Raw genomic sequence first — 19,961 nt, forward strand, 5'->3', positions numbered from 1 at the left:
TCCCGGTCCCTTCCAAAAATCCGAAAAAAAATCCAAAAATGGATCCCGGTCGCCGACTGTCGGCAACCGGGATCCATTTCGTTTCCGGGATTTCCGGGATTCGGGTTAATTCACCACCTGTACCAGCGACCCCTGCCTCCACCCGAGGTGGTACCCCGCATCAGGAAGCCCAGAAGCCATAGCACGAGAACAACCAGTGCAATCCACCACAGCAGTTTTACCGCGAAGCCGGCACCGAAAAGAATCAGCACCAGCAGCAGGACCAGCAGAATCGGAACCATAGTGTGAACCTCCTGCATTCCTAGTTTCCCGGAAACGGGGATTCAGACTTGCTTTCGGCACAGAATCTCTCCGTGCAGCACACTGAACCACCCGTCCTCCCGCGCGCCCCATTCCCGCCAGGCCTCCGACACGGCCCGCAGCCGCTCGCCGGTGGCGTGACCGCCCTCCGTGGCCCGCTCCGCGTAGTCGGAGGCCACGGTGCGCTCCGCCCACAGCCCGCTCCACCAGGCCCGTTCCTCGGCGGTGGCGAAGGTCCAGGTGCTGGAGGTGGCCGTGACGTCCGTCAGACCCGCCTCCAGCGCCCAGGACTTCAGCCGGCGCCCGGCGTCCGGCTCACCGCCGTTGGCTCGGGCCACCCGGCGGTACAGGTCGAGCCAGTCGTCCATGCCCGTGGACGCGGGATACCAGGTCATCGCCGCGTAGTCGGAGTCGCGGACCGCGATGAACCCGTTCGGCCTCGTCACCCGCCGCATCTCGCGCAGCGCCCGCACCGGGTCGCCGACGTGCTGGAGCACCTGATGGGCGTGGACCACGCAGAAGGTGTCGTCCGGGAAGTCCAGCGCGTGCACGTCCGCGACCGCGAAGGTGACGTTGGTCAGGCCGCGCTCGGCGGCCGTGGCCCGGGCCCGGTCCAGGATGCCCGGCGCGTGGTCGACGCCGGTGACCTGCCCGTCGGGGACCAGTTCCGCCAGGTCGGCGGTGATGGTGCCAGGACCGCAGCCGATGTCCAGGATCCTCATGTGGGGCTTCAGCGAACCGAGCAGGTAGGCCGCCGAGTTGGCGGCGGTGCGCCAGGTGTGCGACCGCAGCACCGACTCGTGGTGCCCGTGTGTGTAGACGGCGGTCTCCCGTGCCTCGGACATGACTGATCCCCTCTCGGCGCACCGGCGCTCACCGGGGCCCCACGACCCCTCCGGCGGTACGCGTCACCGTACGCCCGCATGTCGCATGTTGAGACCCTGCGTCTTACTATACGGACTGACAGGTGATCAGGATGGCGACACGGGGCGGTAGACGGTGAGGGCCTGGGGCAGCTTCTCCAGCGTCACCTCGCCGTCCGCCTCGATGACTTCGCCGTCGTAGGCCAGCAGCGTGCCCGGCTCGACGCCCGCCAGATGCAGACGGCCGACCTGGACCGCCGCGGGTGCGGGACGGGGGTACCTGCCGCTCGAGCGAAGCCGGGAGTGGGGGAGGGGCAGCGGACCCGCGAGGGCGGCGGCGAGCAGCCGTGCGGCGGGCCGGCGCCCGCCGTGCACGATCCGCACGTCGAACTGCCCGTCGGCGAGGTCGAGACGGCGGCCGGGGGTGAGGCCCATCCGGTGGTAGGTGCCGTTGCCGACGAACAGCAACCACAGCGGGCCTGCCTCGCCCCGGAACTCGGCCTCCAGAGGATGCCGGTCGGCCCGCACCACGCGCAGCGCGGCGAGCACCCCGGCAGGCCAGCCGCCGATCCGCGACGACCAGCGCTCCCGCTCGCGCACCAGCTCGGGATACACACCCAGACTGAAGGTGTTGAGGAAGACGCCTTCCTGCCCGCCGCCGGTGAACCGGCCCACGTCCACCCGTACGCCCTCGCCCTCCTGGACGGCCCGGCTCAGATCGCGGACGCCCTCCACGCCGAGGTCGTAGGCGAAGTGGTTGAGCGTGCCTCCGGGCAGCACCGCGAGGGGCAGGTCGTGGCGCAGCGCGATCTCGGCGGCGGTGTTGACCGTGCCGTCGCCGCCGCACACCCCGAGCACCCGGGCGCGGGCCGCCGCCTTCTCCAGCTCGGTCCGGATGTCGGCCGGGTCGCACTCGACGACCTCCGCTCCGGGCAGGCTGTCCCGCAGCCCGCGAACCCGGTCGGCGCTGCCCGAGCCGGTGTTCGCGACCATGACCAGCCCCTCGCCGTCGGGCAGCGCGGGCACCCCGGCGCGCGGCCGCGCCGGCGGCACGACCTGGGCCCGGGTCGGCACCAGTGCCCGTACGGCGAACGCCGCACCCACACCAAGCGCCGCGCCGGCCAGCACGTCGCTCGGGAAGTGGGCGCCGGTGTACACGCGGGACGCGGCCACCGAGAAGGCCACCGGCGCCACCACCGCGCCCCAGGACGGCGATTCCAGGGCGACCCCGGCGGCGAACGCGGCCGCCGACGCGGAGTGGCCGGACGGGAACGACGTGGTGATCGGCTGCCGCTTCAGCCGACGGCTCAGCGGCACCGGATCCAGCACCGGCCGCGCCCGGCGCACCGAGCGCTTGCCGAGGGTGTTGATGGTCAAGGAGGCCAGGCTCAGCGAGGCCAGGCCGCGCCCGGCCGCCCGGCGGGCCCGCGGGGTGCGGCTCGCGGCCATCGCGGCCGCCGTGGCGAACCACAGCACCCCGTGGTTCGCGCTGCGGCTCAGCCGCGGCAGGACGCGCTCGGCGCCGGGCCACCTGCGCCCGGCGGCGAACTCGAACACCCGGTAGTCGAGGACGGGCAGCCGGCCGAGCAGGTGACGGGGGCCGGGCTTCGGGACAGTGAGGTCGACATCTGGACTCATGCACCTGCGGGTACCCCGGCCCGCTCGGACCCTGTACGGCCCCATTCGACCAGGCCCGGCGCGCTCCCACCCGGCCCGTGCGGACGGCCCCGTGCGCCGGGCCGGAGGGAAACCGGTTTGTCGGGGCGGGTCCCGGCACCGCAGACTGGCTCCTCATGGGACATCTGGAAGCCGCGCACCTCGAGTACTACCTCCCCGACGGGAGGGCGCTGCTCGGCGATGTGTCCTTCCGGGTGGGCGAAGGGGCCGTCGTGGCCCTTGTCGGACCCAATGGCGCCGGCAAGACCACGCTGCTGCGGCTGATCTCCGGCGAGCTGAAACCGCACGGCGGGACCGTCACCGTCACCGGCGGCCTCGGCGTGATGCGGCAGTTCGTGGGCTCCGTACGGGACGAGACGACCGTACGGGACCTGCTCGTGTCGGTGGCGCCGCCCCGCGTCCGCGAGGCCGCGCGCGCCGTCGACCAGGCCGAACACGGCATCATGACCGTCGACGACGAGGCCGCTCAGATGAGGTACGCGCAGGCCCTCTCCGACTGGGCCGAGGCGCGCGGCTACGAGTCCGAGACGCTGTGGGACATGTGCACCACGGCCGCGCTCGGGATGCCGTACGACAAGGCGCAGTGGCGTCAGGTGCGCACGCTGTCCGGCGGTGAGCAGAAGCGGCTGGTCCTGGAGGCCCTGCTGCGCGGCACCGACGAGGTGCTGCTGCTCGACGAGCCCGACAACTATCTGGACGTGCCCGGCAAGCGCTGGCTGGAGGAGCGGCTGAAGGAGACCCGCAAGACGGTCCTGTTCGTCTCCCACGACCGCGAGCTCCTCGCCCGCGCCGCCGAGAAGATCGTCTCCGTCGAGCCGAGCCCCGCGGGCGCCGACGCCTGGGTGCACGGCGGCGGCTTCGCCACCTACCACGAGGCCCGCCGCGAACGCTTCGCCCGCTTCGAGGAGCTGCGCCGCCGCTGGGACGAGAAGCACGCCCAGTTGAAGAAGCTGGTGCTCAGCCTTCGCCAGGCGGCCTCCATCAGCCATGAGCTGGCCTCCCGCTACCAGGCCGCCCAGACCCGCCTGCGCAAGTTCGAGGAGGCGGGACCGCCGCCGGAGCCGCCGCGCGAGCAGGACATCACGATGCGCCTGAAGGGCGGCCGGACCGGAGTGCGGGCCGTCACCTGCGAGGAACTCGAACTCACCGGCCTGATGACCCCCTTCGACCTGGAGGTCTTCTACGGCGAGCGGGTCGCCGTCCTAGGCTCCAACGGCTCCGGCAAGTCGCACTTCCTGCGGCTGCTGGCCGGCGACACCGTGGCGCACACGGGCCGGTGGAAGCTGGGCGCCCGCGTGGTGCCCGGACACTTCGCCCAGACGCACGCGCACCCGGAGCTGGAGGGTCGTACGCTCCTCGACATCCTGTGGAAGGAGCACGCCCAGGACCGGGGCGCGGCGATGTCCAGGCTGCGCCGCTACGAGCTGACCAACCAGGCCGAGCAGGCCTTCGAGCGGCTCTCCGGAGGCCAGCAGGCCCGCTTCCAGATCCTGCTCCTCGAGCTCCAGGGCGTCACCGCCCTGCTGCTCGACGAGCCGACCGACAACCTCGACCTGGAGTCCGCCGAAGCCCTTCAGGAGGGTCTGGAGGCCTTCGACGGCACGGTCCTCGCCGTCACCCACGACCGCTGGTTCGCCCGTTCCTTCGACCGCTTCCTGGTGTTCGGCAGCGACGGCCGGGTCCGCGAGACGGCGGAGCCCGTGTGGGACGAACGACGCGTCGAAAGGGCCCGGTAACCCGCAGGTCACCGGGCCCGGCCCGACACATGGCGGGCCTGTCACGAGCACGCCGGGCTTACGTCCCGCGCGCGTCGTGGACCTACTTCCAGCGCAGCAGGGCGCCCATTCCGCCCACCGGCGTCTCCGTCTCCTCGGCCGCCGGGGCCGGGGTCACCGAGAGCACCGGGGCGCCCGTCGCGACCGCCGACCGGATCAGCGCGTCGTCCGCACGGGCCGACCAGGAGTGCTGCTCGCCGAGGATCTTCAGATCCGTCCGGCGCATCGCCAACTGGTCCGGTTCCTCGCCGATCCACACCTCCCGGTGCGCGTCGGGGCCGTCCGGGCGCATCAGCAGCTCCTCGATACGGTGCTCACGCGCCGCCTCGACCAGCGCGGGCACGCCCTCCACCGCTCCGGCGCGGCCGTCCTCGCCGGGCTCGCGGGAGGCCAGGAACCGCTCCAGCTCACGCTCGGCCCGCTGCCGTACGTGCGCGACGAGGGCCTGTTCCACGTCCTCGTCCAGCAGCCTGCTGCCGGCACCGTGCGGAGCCTCCACGACCAGGTCGCGCAGCCGCTTGGGCAGCCGGTCGTGCACGGCACGCTGCTCCCGGTCGTCACCCACCAGGACCACGAGGTCGGCGCGGGTCTCCTCCTGACAGACGGCGAGCGCGTCCGCGATCTCGGCCGCGTTGTGCTCCCAGGTGTTCTCCACCCGGAGCTGGAAGTGCCGCTCCGACCAGTCCGCCGAGCTCGTACGGTGTATGGGGTACTGGCGGCCGGTGACCGTGCCCGCGTCCTGTCGGCCGAGGCCGGCCCGCAGCTCGAAGTCGGCGCCCTTGCGGTCGACGTACGCCACCACGCAGACCGGGTCCTCGCCGGCCAGCTCCAGCAGTGGAGCGGTGTGCGGCAGCGGCGCCCACAGCGCACGGTCGCCGTCCGGGGCCCGGGTCAGCGGCGGATCCAGGACCACCTCTCCGGCCCGTGCGAACAGGGCCCGACCATGCGGTTCGGAGGAGTGCTTCAGGTCCTCCAGTGCCTCCCGCACGGCCCGGCACGTCTCCTCGTCGGCGCCCTGCCGGGACAGCTCCCGGGACAGCGCCACGGCCGTCAGATGTCGTTCATGGGCCGTGTCCTCCGTATGCCGGGAGGTGCTGACGTAGACGGAGGCCCAGGGGCCCGGATGTTCGTAGAGTGGATGTAGAAAGGCGAGATCCATCGTTCTCTCCCGGATTCCGCTCGGGGGTAGTGCGTGCCGGGCGGGTACCCGAACCGTATGAACGAACACGACGAGCGGGGCCCCACAATGACCGGAGTCGAACCCAGTCAGCTGGACGACCAACAGCTCATGAAGGAGCTGGAGACCATCCACCGCACGCGGCACGACACACTGCTGTACGCCTCGAACGACGCGCTGCGGGCGCACAACGACCGCATGGCGCAGCTCGAGGGCGAGTTCCTGCGCCGCAACCCGAACCGCCCGGTGGCCGCGGGCCGCACCCGCGAAGGCGCACGGGAACGGGGAAGCGGAGAGTCGGCGACTCCCCGCTCCTGAACCTTCGGAAATCCCTCGGCCTGATCGTTTGCCCAGACCTACGGCCCGGTCGGCCCGTCGGTCAGCGACGTACCGGCGGCCGGTTCCAGTGCCGGTGCGCGGCCACGGCCGTCACGAACTCCCGGGTGAACTCCTCGCTCGCGGCACCCGGCGAGGTGTCCGACACCACGCCCTGGTCGGCGACCACCCGGTGGAACTCGGTGGACAGGTGCAGCCCCTCCGGTTCCAGCGCCGACAGGATCCCGACGCCCGAGCCGAGCGCGCCGACCGGCTTGCCGTGCCGATAGGCGTCCCGGACGAAGCGCATCGCGTCCGGATCGGCGGTCGTCCCGGGTGTGCCCACCGGCCCGCCCGGCAGCAGGACGGCGTCGTACAGCACCGAGGCCACGGTGGGCAGCGCACGGTCGACCGTGTACCGCTCGCCGTCGGCGCCCGCCACCGTGCCGTCCGTGGCCGCCAGCGCCTCCACGATCGCCCCTTCGGCCGCCAGCACCTCCCGGACGGACGCCACCTGTTCGGGGTCGACGCCGTCGGTGACCAGAACCGCGATCTGCCGGGTGCGGATCGATCCGTCGCCCCGCACCTGCTCCAGGCTGAGGGCGGGAGACGACCCCTTGGACGCGCTGACCTTCTCGGTCGGCTCCGGCACCCCGATGCCGGCCGCCACCTTGGCCGCCAACTCGCCGTCGACCTTGGCAAGTTGCTCGACCGTGCGGGTGCGGACCGTCATCGCGTCGACCTTGCCGAGCTCGAACCGGAAGGCGTCCACGATGTGTTGCTTCTCCCAGTCCGCCATGCTGTTCCAGAACAGCGCGGGCTGACTGTAGTGGTCCTGGAAGCTCGGGCTGCGCCGCCGGATCTTGTGTCCGTCGACGCGTTCCGCGTAGTGCGTGTACGCCGACCCGTCCGCACCGGCGTGGGCCGGGCAGCCGCCGCCGAGCGAGTTCGGGAAGTAGTTCGTGCCCCGGTGGATCGCGCTCTGGTGGTAGCCGTCGCGCTGGTTGGTCCGCACCGGCGCCACCGGACGGTTGACCGGCAGCTGGGCGAAGTTGGGGCCGCCCAGCCGGATCAACTGGGTGTCCAGGTAGGAGAAGTTGCGGGCCTGTAGCAGCGGGTCGTTGGTGAAGTCGATCCCGGGGACGACGTTGGCGGTGTGGAAGGCGACCTGCTCGGTCTCCGCGAAGAAGTTCTCCGGGTTGCGGTCCAGCACCATCCGGCCGATCGGCCGGATGGGCACCTGCTCCTCCGGGATGAGCTTCGTGGCGTCGAGCAGATCGAAGTCGAAGGCGAACTCGTCCTCCTCCGGCACGAGTTGGACACCCAGCTCCCACTCCGGGTACTCGCCCGCCTCGATCGCGTCCCACAGGTCGCCCCGGTTGAAGTCCGGATTACGGCCCTGGCACTCCTGCGCCTCGTCCCACACCAGCGAGTGCACACCGAGGCGCGGCTTCCAGTGGAACTTCACGAACGTGCCGCGGCCCTCGGCGTTCACGAACCGGAAGGTGTGCACGCCGAAGCCCTGCATCATGCGGTAGCTGCGGGGGATCGCCCGGTCCGACATCAGCCACATGATCGCGTGCAGCGTCTCCGGCTGGAGCGACACGAAGTCCCACAGGGTGTCGTGCGCGGAGGCGCCGGTCGGGATGTCGTTGTGCGGTTCGGGCTTCACCGCGTGCACGAAGTCGGGGAACTTGATGCCGTCCTGGATGAAGAAGACCGGGAAGTTGTTCCCGACCAGGTCGTAATTCCCCTCCGACGTGTAGAACTTGGTCGCGAAGCCGCGCACGTCCCGCACGGTGTCCGCCGAGCCCTTCGGCCCCTGCACCGTCGAGAACCGCACGAACACCGGGGTCCGCACCGCCGGATCCTGGAGGAACGCGGCACGGGTGAACTCCGCGCACGACTCGTACGGTTCGAAGTAGCCGTAGGCGCCCGCGCCCCGGGCGTGCACCACCCGCTCCGGGATCCGCTCGTGGTCGAAGTGGGTGAGCTTCTCCCGGAAGTGGAAGTCCTCCATCAGCGTCGGCCCGCGTTCACCGGCGCTCAGCGAGTCGTCGGTGTGGTCGACCTCCACACCCTGGTCGGTGGTGAGCGGTCCGGCGGCCGGGTCGTCCGCGTGAAACCTCTCGCTCTGGCGCTGCTTGTGGTCTGCGGGGTCCATCAGGCGGCCTCCTCGGCGAACACGTCAAGGAACGCCTCGCAGAACGCCTTGAGGTCGTCCGGCCTACGGCTGGTGACCAGCTTGTTGGAGCCGTGGTCGCAGATCTTCACCTGCTCGTCCACCCAGGTGCCGCCCGCGTTGCGGATGTCCGTCCGCAGGCTCGGCCAGGAGGTCAGTACCCGGCCCCGGACGACGTCCGCCTCGACCAGCGTCCAGGGGGCGTGACAGATCGCTGCCACCGGCAGGCCCCGCTCGAAGAAGTCCCGGACGAACGCCACGGCCTTCTCGTCCATCCGCAGGAGGTCCGGATTGGCCACGCCGCCCGGCAGGACCAGCCCGCCGAAGGAGTCGGCCGACGTCTCGCCCACCACCTCGTCCACGGGGAACGTGTCCGCCTTGTCGAGGTGCTCGAAGGCCTGGATCCGGCCCGCCTTCGTCGAGACGAGCACCGGTTCATGGCCCGCGTCCTTCGCCGCCTGCCACGGATCGGTGAGCTCGATCTGCTCGACACCTTCGGGTGCCGTCAGGAACGCAATGCGCATGATGGTTCAACGACCTTTCCTGAAAAGCTTCTTGGGGCGCGGCGCCCGCCAGCGGGCCTCGTCGCTCGCGCCCTTCTTCCTTGCCCTGGCCGCACGCCGACAGCGCAGCAGCTCCTCGCCGTACGGCAGCAGCACACAGACACCGATCGCGGCGCCGATGCCGGCGAGATAGCCGGGCGACAGCGGCCGCCGACGCGGTACCAGCCGCCAGGCTTCCGGGTCGTCCCGGCCGCCTCGCAGGAGCGACTTCACCTGGTCGGCGTGCAGGCACATCAGCGAGGCCAGCGCACCGAAGGGCAGCGACTCCAGAAAGCTGTGGATGTGCTGCTCGACGGGCTTGACCTCGCGGTCGCTGTCGACGGCCGTGCGTACGTCCCACAGCGCGGTGGCCTCGTGCACGGCGGCCCCGCCCAGCTGCACGCTCAGCAGCAGCGGATTCACCTCGTAGCGCAGGGTCAGCGCGATGGGGAGGCCGACCTCGGCCATCATGAGTGAGTGGATCAGGGACTCCTTGGTCCCCGCGGTGTCCTCGATACGGGTGCGCCGGTGCATCGCCCAGTCGGCGAGACCGGGCACGAACCAGCTGGGCAGCAGCCCGTACAGCAGGTAACGGGTGGTCGCGTCGCCGACGTCCACGGTGGTGCCGGTGGCGGCGATGTCGGCGGCCTGGTCGCGGAGCCGGCTCACAGCACCTCCCGTCCGTCCCCGCCGCGCTCCTCGCCCGGCTCGGCCCGGCTGATGTCGGCGAGCGTCGAGTCCGGGTCCTGCGCCTCGGCGAGGTCACCGAGGCTCACCACCCCGACCGGCAGCCCGTCCTCGACCACCGGCAGCCGTCGCACGGCGTGCGCCCGCATCAGCGCGACCGCCGCCGACACCGGGTCGTCGGGAGCCACCAGTACCGGGTCGGGAGTGCACACGGCCTGGGCGCTCACGGTCAGCGGGTCCGCGCCGTCGGCGACGGCGCGGACCGCGATGTCCCGGTCCGTGAGCACGCCGACGACGTGCTGCCCGTCGGCCACCAGGACGTCGCCGATGTTCTGGGCGCGCATCAGCTGCGCCGCCTCGACCAGCGAGGCGTCCGGGCGGACGGCGACCACGCCGGCCGTCATCACGTCCTTCACGAACTCGGCCGTCATTGCCGGTCTCCCTCCGGGGCGGTGCCCGGCCCACGGGTCAGTGCCCGCGCGAGTTCCTCGAGATTGGCGTGGCGCTCCTTGCGCGGCATCCGACCCATGGCCTCGATGAGGGCGTCGGGCGCGTTCTCCTGGCGCAGGACGTGCGCCAGGTCGCCGGTGCTCGCGGGGAACGAGTGGCGGCCCAGGTGGCGGGCCAGCTCCAGCCGGACCGCTTCCAGCGACGCCCCGGCGCGCGGTGACACCGGGCCGCCCGCGATCTCCGGATCGTCGTCGGCGGTCGGTTCGGGGTCGTTCCACTCCTCGGCCCGGGTGGGGTGCCCGGACCGCAGCAGACCCTGCAGTTCGTGCTTCATCTCGTCGTCACGGTGGCGGCTCAGCCGGTCGCTGCCTCGCTGCATGTCTCCCTCCACATCTTCGGGGTCCGCACCGCGTACCCGAGGACCGCGGGCCGACACGGGGTTTGCGCCCCCGATGCCGGGAGACCCGGCTCGCACCCTCCGCGCACATTTCCTGCAGAAGGACAGGCCATGGCGTTGCTCGCTGTGATGATTCCGCTCCTCATGCTCGGCGTGATGCTGGCTCTGGGCCGCTACGAGGAGGTGCTGCTGCCCGGGGACGAGGCCGACCAGTACGAACCGGCCGCCGCCCCGCCCGCGGTGCCTTCTGTCGGACGAGGGAAAAGAGTTCAGTCGGCGGGGCGGTGACCTGGGGACTGAACTCTTTTCCGCGTAGCCGTGATCGCTGATCTGCGCACCGATCAGTTCAGTGCGCAGACGTGTGCCAGGCCAGGCTGTCGCGTAGCAGCCCTCGCTCACCGAGGGCTCTGAAGAGAGTAGGAGGCATCATGTCGCTTTGCGCCAGTGACACTTTCGGCGGATCGAAAGCCCACGAGCGTGGGAGGTCCCTAATCCTTTGCTGCGCGAGTTCGGCGAACCTTTCAGCTTTGGCGCGGTAGTCGCCTCCGGTGACGAGCTGGAGCCCTAGATGGATCGCACCTGCGATCAACAGCGGGTTAGCGGAGCCGCTGTCAACCGAGGTTCCTAGACCGTAGAGGTCATAGGGGGCGATGTTTTCTGCGGCTGCGCTGGCGATGGCGGGGTCCGCGCCGTGAGCCAGGAAGCGAGGGCGGTTGCGGCTGGGGCGGGCAGACGTGTGTGGAAGCGCCACCAGCCCGCGCGCATCGACTCTGCTGTGGTGGTGCCCCAATCCTCGGTATAGGCGGGCGCCTCGAGCGGATCGCCAGCGGTAAGGCGCTGCCAGACCCAGGCCGCGGCATGGCGCCGTCGCTGAGGAGTGACAGCCATCCCAAGGGGCCGGAAGACGGGAGTGAGAGCGCCGTTGGGGAGTACGCACAAGTCGGCGAGGGTGGCTCTGCGCGCGGCGTAGTCGACCAGCCCGCGCCCCTGAAGTCGCTCGGCGACCACTCTCACCGTCTTCCAGAACGAGTCCGGGTCTGAGATTCGCTGGACAACTCGGGTGGCGGCACGCGCGGCCTTGTCACTGTCCATGCCCAGCACTGCGGCCGCCTGCGGCCAACTGGAGGCACCTGCCAGCCGGGCAAGAGCCAGGGCGGTGAAGCGTCTTCCCCACAGCGGACTGGTGCCGGGCAGATGGGCGGCCACCAGGTCACCGTAATCGGCAGCGTCAACGAGATGAGGAACGTGACAGGGGCTGATGCCCACGGGCGTGACCGCTACGAGGGCGCCGACGACACGCGAAGGACGCGGGGCGACAACAGCCGTCATCTGGTCCAGGACAGCGGGGCGGCGCATCCTGCGAAGCCGGTCCCCGACACCAGCGGCCCGCTGAAGATCCGCCATGCGCCGGGCCCAGGGAGCTAGCAAACGTGCACCTCTGTCAGGGTCGGGAACGTCGAGGACCGTAGAAGCGAGCGTCAGGTAGGCCAGGGCGTGGGCGGAGGTTGGAGGCATTGCTCCGAGGTGACTCGCGCTTCCGCTGCGAGTGCTTTCACGCCGCTGACGGTCATCCGCGACCGCTTGGGCCATGAAGCCGGTAAACATTAAGACGAGCCCGAGCCCGGAGGCGCTCGCACCGCCCGAGCGGATGGTCATTGCGAGGCGGTCGGCCTCCTCCGCAGTGCCGTCCGCGTCGGTTACGAGTTCCGGGAGGACCTGGTGCAGCGCGTGCTGCGCGCTGAGCGGGCGTCCGGCCGTCTCGTGCTCGATCGCCAGGCCGATGTACTTCCGGGCGATGCAGAGTCGCTTGTGCACGTCGGCGGGCCCACGAGCCCCGGCCCGGACGACCACCTCTTGAACCTCGAAACGGTGGAGGCACGCAAGAGTCCTGTGGGCCTGCCACGTCGGATCCAACCAGCGGTGGGCCCTCGATGTTTGTGCCGAGCGGCCAGACGGCGGCTCATCAGCGTTCTCATCGACCACAGGATGCCGGTTCCGCCGGCTTCGGTGCGCCGCTCGTAGTCACGGCCCAGACGCCGGCTGGGCAGGAGCCAGGCAAAGATTCTTTCCACGACCCAGCAGCGGGGCAAGACCGGAAAACCGGCGACGTCGTCACTGCGGCGGACGACGTCGAGGACGAGGCTGAGATGCCCGGCGGTCCAATCCTCGAGGTGGCCGGTGTAACCGCCGTCGGCCCAGACCCGCGACAGCCGCCGCAAGCGGGTCTTCGCCGTTGCCAGCAAGATCCGGGCGGCGTCCAGGTCGGTCGTGGAGGCCGACCGAGCGCGTCGAGACTCCCTGCACGTATGCCTCCATCACCACGGCGAACAACGCCTGGTCGATCCGCCGCCGGCGTTCCAGCAGCGACGGGAAGAACGGCCCGCTCCGCACCTTCGGGATCTTCAGGTGCAGGTCACCGGCCTGCGTGGTCAGCGCCCTCTCCCGGTGGCCGTTGCGCCACGTCGTGCGCGTCTCGGACTGCTCACGAGGCCCGGCACCGATCACATCGGTGGGCCTCGACCTCGATCAGCTCCCGCAGGATGCGCTCGGACACCACTCTAATTGCTTCAACTCCATCGGCCCGACGGAGTGACTCCCGCAGCCGCATCGACTCAGACCGGGGCAAGGCCATCGCGTGCTCCTCCGGTTGAACCGCCCGTTCACCAGGGAGAACTTGCGCGATGGCCTGCCCTTGTTCAGGGAACATGCACCGCCAGCGGATGCACGCCCCGGGCAGACACACCCGGCCTTCTGGGCCCCTGCCCGGCTTCATGGGACCCGATCCGCCGCCGAAGTCGAGCCCGGTTGCCTGCGGGATGCCGCCGCCCTGCTGAACGCATAGGGTCCTCGCCCCCGAGTTGCCCACCCGCGTGGTGGGTGCCGCCCGTCGGTGGCGGGATTCGTGCGTGAATTTCATTCGGGACACTTTGTTGGTACGTCCTGACATACCCGTTGACATCCGTGCGGGGCGGCTCCATAGTCTCTCCAACTAGAGCGCGCTACTAAAGCGCTCCAGTCTCTGAACAGGTGGTCCACACCTACGACCGCCGCAGAAGTGCCGTCACGCACGACACATACATGCCATCCGCGCGCCGCCTCGTTTCTCGGTGATCAGGGATCGACCACCGACGTCGGACGCGCTTCCGCTCATCACCGACTCCACCCCGACGAGCACAGCGAGGTGCAAGGGACATGCACAGAAACCACCGAGCCGCGGTCCTCACCGCTACCGTCCTGGCCGGAACCCTGCTGGCCGCCGGCTGTTCCAGCAGCTCGGGCGGAAAGAAGTCCGAGGAAGGCAACGCGGCCGCCTCGGCGGGCAAGGCCACTACCCCGCGTATGACGGTGGCCATGGTCACCCACGCCTCCCCCGGCGACACGTTCTGGGACCTGGTCCGCAAGGGCGCCCAGGCCGCGGCCGCCAAGGACAACATCAAGCTTGTCTACTCCAGCGACCCAAACGCGGGCAACCAGGCCAACCTGGTCCAGAACGCCATCGACCAGAAGGTCGACGGCATCGCCCTGACCGCCGCCAAGCCCACCGCCATGAAGGACGTCGTGGCCAAGGCCGCCGCGGCCGGCATCCCCGTCGTCGGCTTCAACTCCGGCGTCGGCGACTGGAAGAAGCTCGGCATGCTCGAGTACTTCGGCCAGGACGAGAACATCGCGGGCCAGGCCTTCGGCCAGCGCCTGAACCAGCTCGGCGCCAAGCACGCCCTGTGTGTAATCCAGGAGCAGGGGCAGGTCGCCCTGGAGGCCCGCTGCGCCGGCTTGAAGAAGGGCTTCAGCGGCAAGACGGACATCCTTTACGTCAACGGCACGGACATGCCGTCGGTGAAGTCGACGATCACCGCCAAACTCAAGCAGGACTCGTCCATCGACCAGCTGGTCACCCTCGGCGCCCCGATCGCCCTGACGGCGGTCCAGTCGTTGTCCGATGCTGGCAGCAAGGCCAAGCTCGCCACCTTCGACCTCAACAGGGACCTGGTGAAGGCCGTCCAGGACGGCAAGGTCGAGTTCGCCGTGGACCAGCAGCCGTATCTGCAGGGTTACCTCGCCGTCGACGCCATCTGGTTGTACAAGACGAACGGCAACTTCAGCGGCGGCAGTACCGCGCCCGTCCTCACCGGCCCGGCCTTCATCGACAAGACCAACGTCGACACGGTCGCCAAGTTCGCCGCGAACGGGACCCGGTGATGAGCATGGCCCAGCACGCCGAGCCGGCGGTGAACACACCGCCGGCCCCCGGCCCGAAGGAAACCGACGGCAGGACCATGCAACGTACCCTCACGCTGAGGGCGCTGGCCAGGCCCGATGTTGGCGTCTTTCTCGGCGCCGCCGCCGTGTACGTGTTCTTCCTGATCTCGGCGCCGCCCGTGCGCGACGCCGGCTCGATGGCGAACATCCTCTACCAGTCGTCGACCCTCGGCATCATGACTGTCCCGGTGGCGCTGCTGATGATCGGCGGCGAGTTCGACCTGTCGGCCGGCGTCGCTGTGATCACCTCCGCCATCACCGCGAGCATGCTCAGCTACCAACTGACCATGAACGTCTGGGTCGGCGTGATCGCCGCCCTCCTCGTCTCCCTGGGCATCGGCTTCCTCAACGGTTGGCTCGTGGTCAAGACCGGCCTGCCCAGCTTCCTGGTCACCCTGGGGTCCTTCCTGATCCTGCAGGGCGTGAACCTCGCGGTGACCAAGCTCGTCACCGGCAACGTCGCCACCGACGACATCAGCGACATGGACGGCTTCAACAGCGCCAAGAAGGTCTTCGCCTCCAGCTTCGACATCGGCGGCGTCCAGGTGAAGATCACCATCTTCTGGTGGCTGCTGTTCGCCGCGATCGCGACCTGGGTGCTCTTGCGCACCAGGTACGGCAACTGGACCTTCGCCGTCGGCGGCAACAAGGACAGCTCGCGAGCCGTCGGCGTGCCGGTGGCCTTCACCAAGATCTCGCTGTTCATGCTGGTCGGCTTCGGCGCCTGGTTCATCGGGATGCACAACCTCTTTTCCTTCAACACCGTGCAGTCCGGCGAGGGCGTGGGCCAGGAACTGATCTACATCTCCGCGGCGGTGATCGGCGGGTGCCTGCTGACCGGCGGCGCCGGCAGCGCGATCGGACCGGTCTTCGGGGCGTTCATGTTCGGCATGGTCCAGCAGGGCATCGTCTACGCCAACTGGAACCCGGACTGGTTCAAGGCCTTCCTCGGCGTGATGCTGCTCGGCGCCGTCCTGATCAATCAGTGGGTCCAGCGCACAGCGGCCCGGAGGTGACCCCTATGACGAACCACGCAAGCGGCACCCACGGTGCCGTCCTCGCCCCCAATGTCCCCGACGACGCCGACCGCCTGATCGTCCAACTGCGTAACGCAGGCAAGGCCTACGGCAACATCCGAGCCCTGCACGGCGTCGACCTCGCCGTGCGCCCCAGCCAGGTCACCTGCGTCCTGGGCGACAACGGCGCCGGCAAGTCCACCCTGATCAAGATCATCTCTGGGCTGCACCAGCACACAGAGGGTGAGTTCCTCGTCGACGGCGAACCGGTGCACTTCACCACCCCGCGCGAGGCCCTCGACAAGGGCATCGCCACCGTCTACCAGGACCTGGCCGTGGTCCCGCTGATGCCGGTGTGGCGCAACTTCTTCCTCGGCTCCGAGATCACCAAGGGCCCCTGGCCGATCCGCCGCCTCGACATCGAGCAGATGAAGCAGACGGCCGACCACGAGCTGCGCGAGATGGGTATCGTCCTGGACGACCTCGAACAGCCCATCGGCACGCTCTCCGGCGGCCAGCGCCAGTGCGTCGCGATCGCCCGCGCCGTCTACTTCGGCGCCCGCGTCCTGATCCTGGACGAGCCCACCGCAGCCCTGGGTGTCAAGCAGTCCGGCGTGGTGCTCAAGTACGTGGCCGCCGCCCGCGACCGCGGCCTGGGCGTCATCTTCATCACCCACAACCCGCACCACGCCTACATGGTCGGCGACCACTTCAGCGTCCTGCGCCTGGGCACCATGGAACTGTCCGCCGCCCGCGACCAGATCACCCTCGAAGAACTCACCAACCACATGGCCGGCGGCGCCGAACTCGCCGCGCTCAAGCACGAGCTCTCCCAGGTCCGCGGCGTCGACACCGAAGCCCTCCCCGAAGAGGCAGACCTCACCGCACCCGTGGCCGCCAACGGCGAGGCGACCGCGCCCTGACAACGGCGCACGCGTCAACTGTCCACACATGCCAGGTGGGCGTCCACGGTCCGGCCACGAGACGTCGCTCCCAGGCCACCTGGCCGAAGGCGCCCACCGACATCCAAGGGAACAGGGGAAAAGCCTCGCATGAGCACCGTACGCGTCGGAGTGATCGGCGCCGGCAACATGGGCGCCGATCACGTGAACACCCTGCACCGTCATGTCTCCGGGGCCGCGGTCACCATGGTCGCCGACACCGACCAGGAACGGGCCGCCACCGTCACGGACCCCGTACCCGGAGCGCGTGCGACCGATGACCCCTATGGCCTGATAGCCGACCCGGCGGTCGACGCCGTCGTCATCGCCTCGCACGACACCACCCACGCCGATCTGACCGTCGCGGCTGTACGGGCCGGGAAACCCGTGCTGTGCGAGAAGCCCCTCGCCCCCACGCCGGCCGAGTGCGTCCGTGTCGTACGAGAGGAGCGGCACATGGGCGGGCGGCTGATCTCGCTGGGTTTCATGCGCCGCTTCGACCCCGCGTACACGGAGCTCAGGGATGCGATCGCGGATGGTGTCTGCGGGTCGCCTCTGCTGTTGCACTGTGTCAGCCGCGGGGTCTTCTCAGCTCCCGGTGCCACGGACGAGCTCAGCATCACCGGGTCGGCCGTCCACGAGTTCGACACTGTGCCCTGGCTGCTCGACTCTGCAATCGAGGAGGTGAGTTGGCACGCCGGCCGCTCCACGAGCACGGCCACTGGCCTGCGCGACCCGCAACTGATGCTGCTGCGCACCGCCGGCGGCGCGCTGACCACCGTCGAGGTGTTCCTCAACGCCGGTTACGGCTATGACATCCGCTGCGAAGTGGTGGGCGAGCGCGGCACTTTGGCCCTGGCTCACCCCGCGCGCGTCGTCACCGACGTCGCCCGTGCTCGGTCCCGCGGCTACCCGGCCGACTGGCGCCCCCGGTTCGCCGACGCCTACCGCCTCGAACTCCAGACCTGGATCGACGCGGTCGCCTCCGGCACGCCCTCTCCCCTCGCGACCGCGGACGACGGCCTGGTGGCGAGCGCGGTGGCAGAGGCCGTCATCACGTCCATGAAGAACGGGGGCCGCAGCGTCGCCGTCCGGGTCCCGGAGGTCTGAGCATGCCCGCCTTTCCCACCGCCCTTCCCGCTCCGCGCACTCCGGCGTCGATGGAAGCGCCCGTGCTGCGCTGGGGTGTTCTGGGCACCGGCTGGATCGCCGAACGCTTCATCGCCTCCGTCCAGCGCCACACCCGCCAGATTTTTACGGCCGTCGCGTCGCGTGACGGCGCCCGCGCAAAGGAGTTCGCGGGCCGCCACGGCATCCCGCACGCCTATGGCTCCTACGAGGAGCTGGCAGCCGCGGCGGACGTCGACGTCGTCTACGTTGCCACGGAGCACACCGCCCACCTCGACTGCGCCCGGATCTCCCTCATGGCCGGCAAGCACACGCTCGTAGAGAAGCCGCTCGCGCTCAACGCCTACCAGGCCGCGGAGATCGCCCGACTGGCCACGGAGCGCGGCCTGTTCTGCGCCGAGGCGTTGTGGACCTTCTTCCTGCCCAGATTCGACGTCGTACGGCAGATCCTCGGCGCCGGTGTCCTCGGTGGCATCCGCACCGTGCTGGCCGACCACGGCGAGCACTTCGCGGGCGGCCACCGCATTCTCCGCCCTGATCTGGCCGGCGGGCCCCTCCTCGACCTGGGCACGTACCCGGTCTCCTTCGCCGTGTCGGTCCTCGGCGAGCCGGTGGAAGTGCAGGCTTTCGCCCAGCCCCACCCGGCGGGCGTCAACGGCCAGACCGCCGCCCTCCTCCGCGACGCGGACGGCGGCCAGGGCATCGTCCACACCACGCTGTTCAGCGACACGCCCACCACGGCCACGGTCGCCGGAACCCATGCCACCCTGAGCCTGTCGGGCCCCTTCTACCAACCAGGCGAGGTGCTCCTCACCCCGGCCGGCGGCGGGACACCGCTGTCGTACGGCGAAGCGCGCACCGCACACGACGCCCTGCACTTCGAGGCGGCGGAGGTGGCCCGATGCATCGGCGCCGGACGGCTCCAGACGCCGCTCCGGCCGCTGGACGACTCCGTGTCCACACTTCGGGTGATGGACGAGATCCGCCGAAGGTGCGGTATCTCCTTGCCCGACGAGGACTCAGGAGCGGTCCGGGGAGAGGCGGCACCCCAGCCCCCACCGGCGGCCTGACCGCCGCACGGCATCAGCGCTTCGTCGGCGGCCCGCTGGTCCCCCGTACCACCAGCTTCGGCTCCACCACGGCCTCCCGCGGCTCGCGTTGAGGATCCTCCAGGCGTTCCACCGCGAAGCGGACGGCGTGCTCGGCCATGAGTCCCGCGTCCTGGCGCACGGTGGTCAGCCCGATCGGCATCAGGTGGGAGAGATGGCTGTCGTCGTAGCCGACCACGGACATGTCGCGCGGAACCTCGACGCCCGCGCGGGTCAGGGACATCAACAGGCCCATCGCGCTGCGGTCGTTGCCCGCCAGGACCGCCGACGGCAGCGGGCGCCCCTCCTCGCGCTCCGTCAGCAGCAGACGCCCGGTCTCGATGCCGGACTGCTCGGTGTGCTCGCCGGGGATGACACGTTCCTCGGCCTCCAGGCCATGGCGGCGCATCGCCGCCCGGTAGGCGCGCCGCCGTTCGGCCGAGCCGGGGCCGCGCCCGCCGTCGACGTGCACGATCCTGCGGTGTCCCAGCTCCACGAGGTGGTCCATCGCCTGGCGCACCCCCTTGGCCTCGGCGGAGTGCACGAAATCCACCTGCGCATGCGCGACCCTGCGGCTGACGGAGACCGCGACCGTGCGGCGCCCCAGTTCGGCCAGGAAGTCGGGTTCGGCGAAGGAGCCGAGCAGGATCACCGCCTCGCAGCGGTGACTGAGCAGCGCTTCCACGGCCTTCTCCTCGCTGCGGCCCGAAGTGGCGCCGGAGAGCAGGACCTCGTAGCCGAGCCGCTCGGCCTCGGGGTAGATCCCCTCGATCAGGTTGGTGTGGAAGGTCTGCTGGACGGTGAACATCACGCCGAGCGTGCGGCTGCGGCCACGCGCCAGCAGCCGGGCCGCGCTGTCGGGCCGGTAGCCGATCTCGTCGGCGACCCGCAGCACCCGCTGCCTGGTCTCCTCGCTCGCGCCCGGCTGGTTGCGGAACACGATCGAGACGAGCGCCCGCGATACGCCGGCCTTCGCGGCGACGTCCGCCATCGTGGGCCGCTGCTTGCCCGATGCATCCACCGTGAATCCACCCTCCGACGCCGCCCACCCTGGCGGTGATCAAGAAATCTTCTGGCAACAACCTATTGACATGACATTTGAACTGGGGTCATCGTACTTGCACTAGAGCGCGCTAGTAGAGCGCGGCAGGAACTCACCCGCAACA

At 70.1% G+C, this 19,961-nt stretch carries 20 protein-coding genes; 9 read left to right on the forward strand and 11 right to left on the reverse strand.

Going from position 1 to position 19,961, the window contains the following annotated elements:
* Positions 1-110: 110 nt before the first annotated feature.
* The 3 genes from OHA64_RS38700 to OHA64_RS38710 all read right to left on the reverse strand — a co-directional run bounded on the left by OHA64_RS38700 (position 111) and on the right by OHA64_RS38710 (position 2,801).
* The gene (locus OHA64_RS38700) at positions 111-281 is read right to left on the reverse strand and encodes a hydrophobic protein (RefSeq protein WP_405621389.1); all 171 of its coding nucleotides are present in this window, start codon (positions 279-281) and stop codon (positions 111-113) included.
* A gap of 42 nt (positions 282-323) precedes the next feature.
* Entirely contained in the window at positions 324-1,145 is an 822-nt protein-coding gene (locus tag OHA64_RS38705; protein ID WP_405621391.1) for a class I SAM-dependent methyltransferase, read from the reverse strand.
* A 126-nt stretch (positions 1,146-1,271) separates the two neighbouring features.
* Positions 1,272-2,801, reverse strand: coding sequence for a bifunctional phosphatase PAP2/diacylglycerol kinase family protein (locus tag OHA64_RS38710; RefSeq protein ID WP_405621393.1), 1,530 nt, complete (start codon positions 2,799-2,801; stop codon positions 1,272-1,274).
* Between the two features lie 155 nt (positions 2,802-2,956).
* Here OHA64_RS38710 and OHA64_RS38715 point away from each other — a divergent pair, with 155 nt between their 5' ends.
* Positions 2,957-4,576 carry an ABC-F family ATP-binding cassette domain-containing protein gene (locus tag OHA64_RS38715; RefSeq protein ID WP_405621395.1) on the forward strand — a complete coding sequence of 540 codons (1,620 nt, stop codon included), beginning with the start codon at positions 2,957-2,959 and terminating at the stop codon, positions 4,574-4,576.
* 82 nt (positions 4,577-4,658) lie between these two features.
* Here the strand turns inward: OHA64_RS38715 and OHA64_RS38720 are convergent, their stop codons facing one another.
* Positions 4,659-5,774 carry a Vms1/Ankzf1 family peptidyl-tRNA hydrolase gene (locus OHA64_RS38720; protein ID WP_405621397.1) on the reverse strand — a complete coding sequence of 372 codons (1,116 nt, stop codon included), beginning with the start codon at positions 5,772-5,774 and terminating at the stop codon, positions 4,659-4,661.
* Between the two features lie 57 nt (positions 5,775-5,831).
* Here OHA64_RS38720 and OHA64_RS38725 point away from each other — a divergent pair, with 57 nt between their 5' ends.
* Positions 5,832-6,110 (forward strand): DUF6158 family protein, encoded by a 279-nt coding sequence (locus OHA64_RS38725; protein WP_405621399.1) that lies wholly within the window; start codon positions 5,832-5,834, stop codon positions 6,108-6,110.
* A 61-nt stretch (positions 6,111-6,171) separates the two neighbouring features.
* Here the strand turns inward: OHA64_RS38725 and OHA64_RS38730 are convergent, their stop codons facing one another.
* The 5 genes from OHA64_RS38730 to OHA64_RS38750 are packed head-to-tail and all read right to left on the reverse strand — an operon-like array spanning position 6,172 to position 10,347.
* Positions 6,172-8,271 carry a catalase gene (locus OHA64_RS38730; protein WP_405621401.1) on the reverse strand — a complete coding sequence of 700 codons (2,100 nt, stop codon included), beginning with the start codon at positions 8,269-8,271 and terminating at the stop codon, positions 6,172-6,174.
* Complete coding sequence (locus OHA64_RS38735; RefSeq protein WP_405621403.1) at positions 8,271-8,813, reverse strand: type 1 glutamine amidotransferase domain-containing protein; 543 nt, start codon at positions 8,811-8,813, stop codon at positions 8,271-8,273. The genes OHA64_RS38730 and OHA64_RS38735 overlap by 1 nt, the downstream gene beginning before the upstream one ends.
* Before the next feature lie 6 nt (positions 8,814-8,819).
* Positions 8,820-9,500 carry a diguanylate cyclase gene (locus OHA64_RS38740; RefSeq protein ID WP_405621405.1) on the reverse strand — a complete coding sequence of 227 codons (681 nt, stop codon included), beginning with the start codon at positions 9,498-9,500 and terminating at the stop codon, positions 8,820-8,822.
* On the reverse strand, positions 9,497-9,949 hold the full coding sequence (locus tag OHA64_RS38745; RefSeq protein ID WP_405621406.1) for a CBS domain-containing protein: 453 nt from the start codon (positions 9,947-9,949) through the stop codon (positions 9,497-9,499). The genes OHA64_RS38740 and OHA64_RS38745 overlap by 4 nt, the downstream gene beginning before the upstream one ends.
* The gene (locus tag OHA64_RS38750) at positions 9,946-10,347 is read right to left on the reverse strand and encodes a DUF2795 domain-containing protein (protein ID WP_405621408.1); all 402 of its coding nucleotides are present in this window, start codon (positions 10,345-10,347) and stop codon (positions 9,946-9,948) included. Before OHA64_RS38750 ends, OHA64_RS38745 begins: the two co-directional genes overlap by 4 nt.
* Before the next feature lie 129 nt (positions 10,348-10,476).
* On the opposite strand from OHA64_RS38750, the gene OHA64_RS38755 reads away from it, so the two are divergent.
* Positions 10,477-10,653 carry a hypothetical protein gene (locus OHA64_RS38755; RefSeq protein ID WP_405621410.1) on the forward strand — a complete coding sequence of 59 codons (177 nt, stop codon included), beginning with the start codon at positions 10,477-10,479 and terminating at the stop codon, positions 10,651-10,653.
* 948 nt (positions 10,654-11,601) lie between these two features.
* Positions 11,602-11,790 carry a hypothetical protein gene (locus OHA64_RS38760; RefSeq protein WP_405621412.1) on the forward strand — a complete coding sequence of 63 codons (189 nt, stop codon included), beginning with the start codon at positions 11,602-11,604 and terminating at the stop codon, positions 11,788-11,790.
* Between the two features lie 687 nt (positions 11,791-12,477).
* On the opposite strand, the gene OHA64_RS38765 is transcribed toward OHA64_RS38760, so the two are convergent.
* Positions 12,478-12,870, reverse strand: coding sequence for a transposase (locus OHA64_RS38765; RefSeq protein ID WP_405621414.1), 393 nt, complete (start codon positions 12,868-12,870; stop codon positions 12,478-12,480).
* A 687-nt stretch (positions 12,871-13,557) separates the two neighbouring features.
* On the opposite strand from OHA64_RS38765, the gene OHA64_RS38770 reads away from it, so the two are divergent.
* The 5 genes from OHA64_RS38770 to OHA64_RS38790 all read left to right on the forward strand — a co-directional run bounded on the left by OHA64_RS38770 (position 13,558) and on the right by OHA64_RS38790 (position 18,777).
* Positions 13,558-14,562: a substrate-binding domain-containing protein gene (locus OHA64_RS38770; RefSeq protein WP_405621416.1), complete on the forward strand. Its 1,005-nt coding sequence runs from the start codon at positions 13,558-13,560 to the stop codon at positions 14,560-14,562.
* Entirely contained in the window at positions 14,562-15,638 is a 1,077-nt protein-coding gene (locus OHA64_RS38775; protein WP_405621418.1) for an ABC transporter permease, read from the forward strand. The genes OHA64_RS38770 and OHA64_RS38775 overlap by 1 nt, the downstream gene beginning before the upstream one ends.
* 5 nt (positions 15,639-15,643) lie before the next feature.
* Positions 15,644-16,561 (forward strand): ATP-binding cassette domain-containing protein, encoded by a 918-nt coding sequence (locus tag OHA64_RS38780; RefSeq protein ID WP_405621420.1) that lies wholly within the window; start codon positions 15,644-15,646, stop codon positions 16,559-16,561.
* A gap of 129 nt (positions 16,562-16,690) precedes the next feature.
* Positions 16,691-17,689: a Gfo/Idh/MocA family oxidoreductase gene (locus OHA64_RS38785; RefSeq protein ID WP_405621422.1), complete on the forward strand. Its 999-nt coding sequence runs from the start codon at positions 16,691-16,693 to the stop codon at positions 17,687-17,689.
* A gap of 2 nt (positions 17,690-17,691) precedes the next feature.
* On the forward strand, positions 17,692-18,777 hold the full coding sequence (locus OHA64_RS38790; protein ID WP_405621424.1) for a Gfo/Idh/MocA family protein: 1,086 nt from the start codon (positions 17,692-17,694) through the stop codon (positions 18,775-18,777).
* A gap of 13 nt (positions 18,778-18,790) precedes the next feature.
* Here OHA64_RS38790 and OHA64_RS38795 read toward each other — a convergent pair whose 3' ends face one another.
* Positions 18,791-19,786, reverse strand: a complete 996-nt coding sequence (locus OHA64_RS38795) for a LacI family DNA-binding transcriptional regulator (protein WP_405624291.1) — start codon at positions 19,784-19,786, stop codon at positions 18,791-18,793.
* Positions 19,787-19,961: the final 175 nt, after the last annotated feature.

Origin of the sequence: Streptomyces sp. NBC_00076 (assembly GCF_045041235.1) — a bacterium.
In the GTDB taxonomy this organism is placed as follows: domain Bacteria; phylum Actinomycetota; class Actinomycetes; order Streptomycetales; family Streptomycetaceae; genus Streptomyces.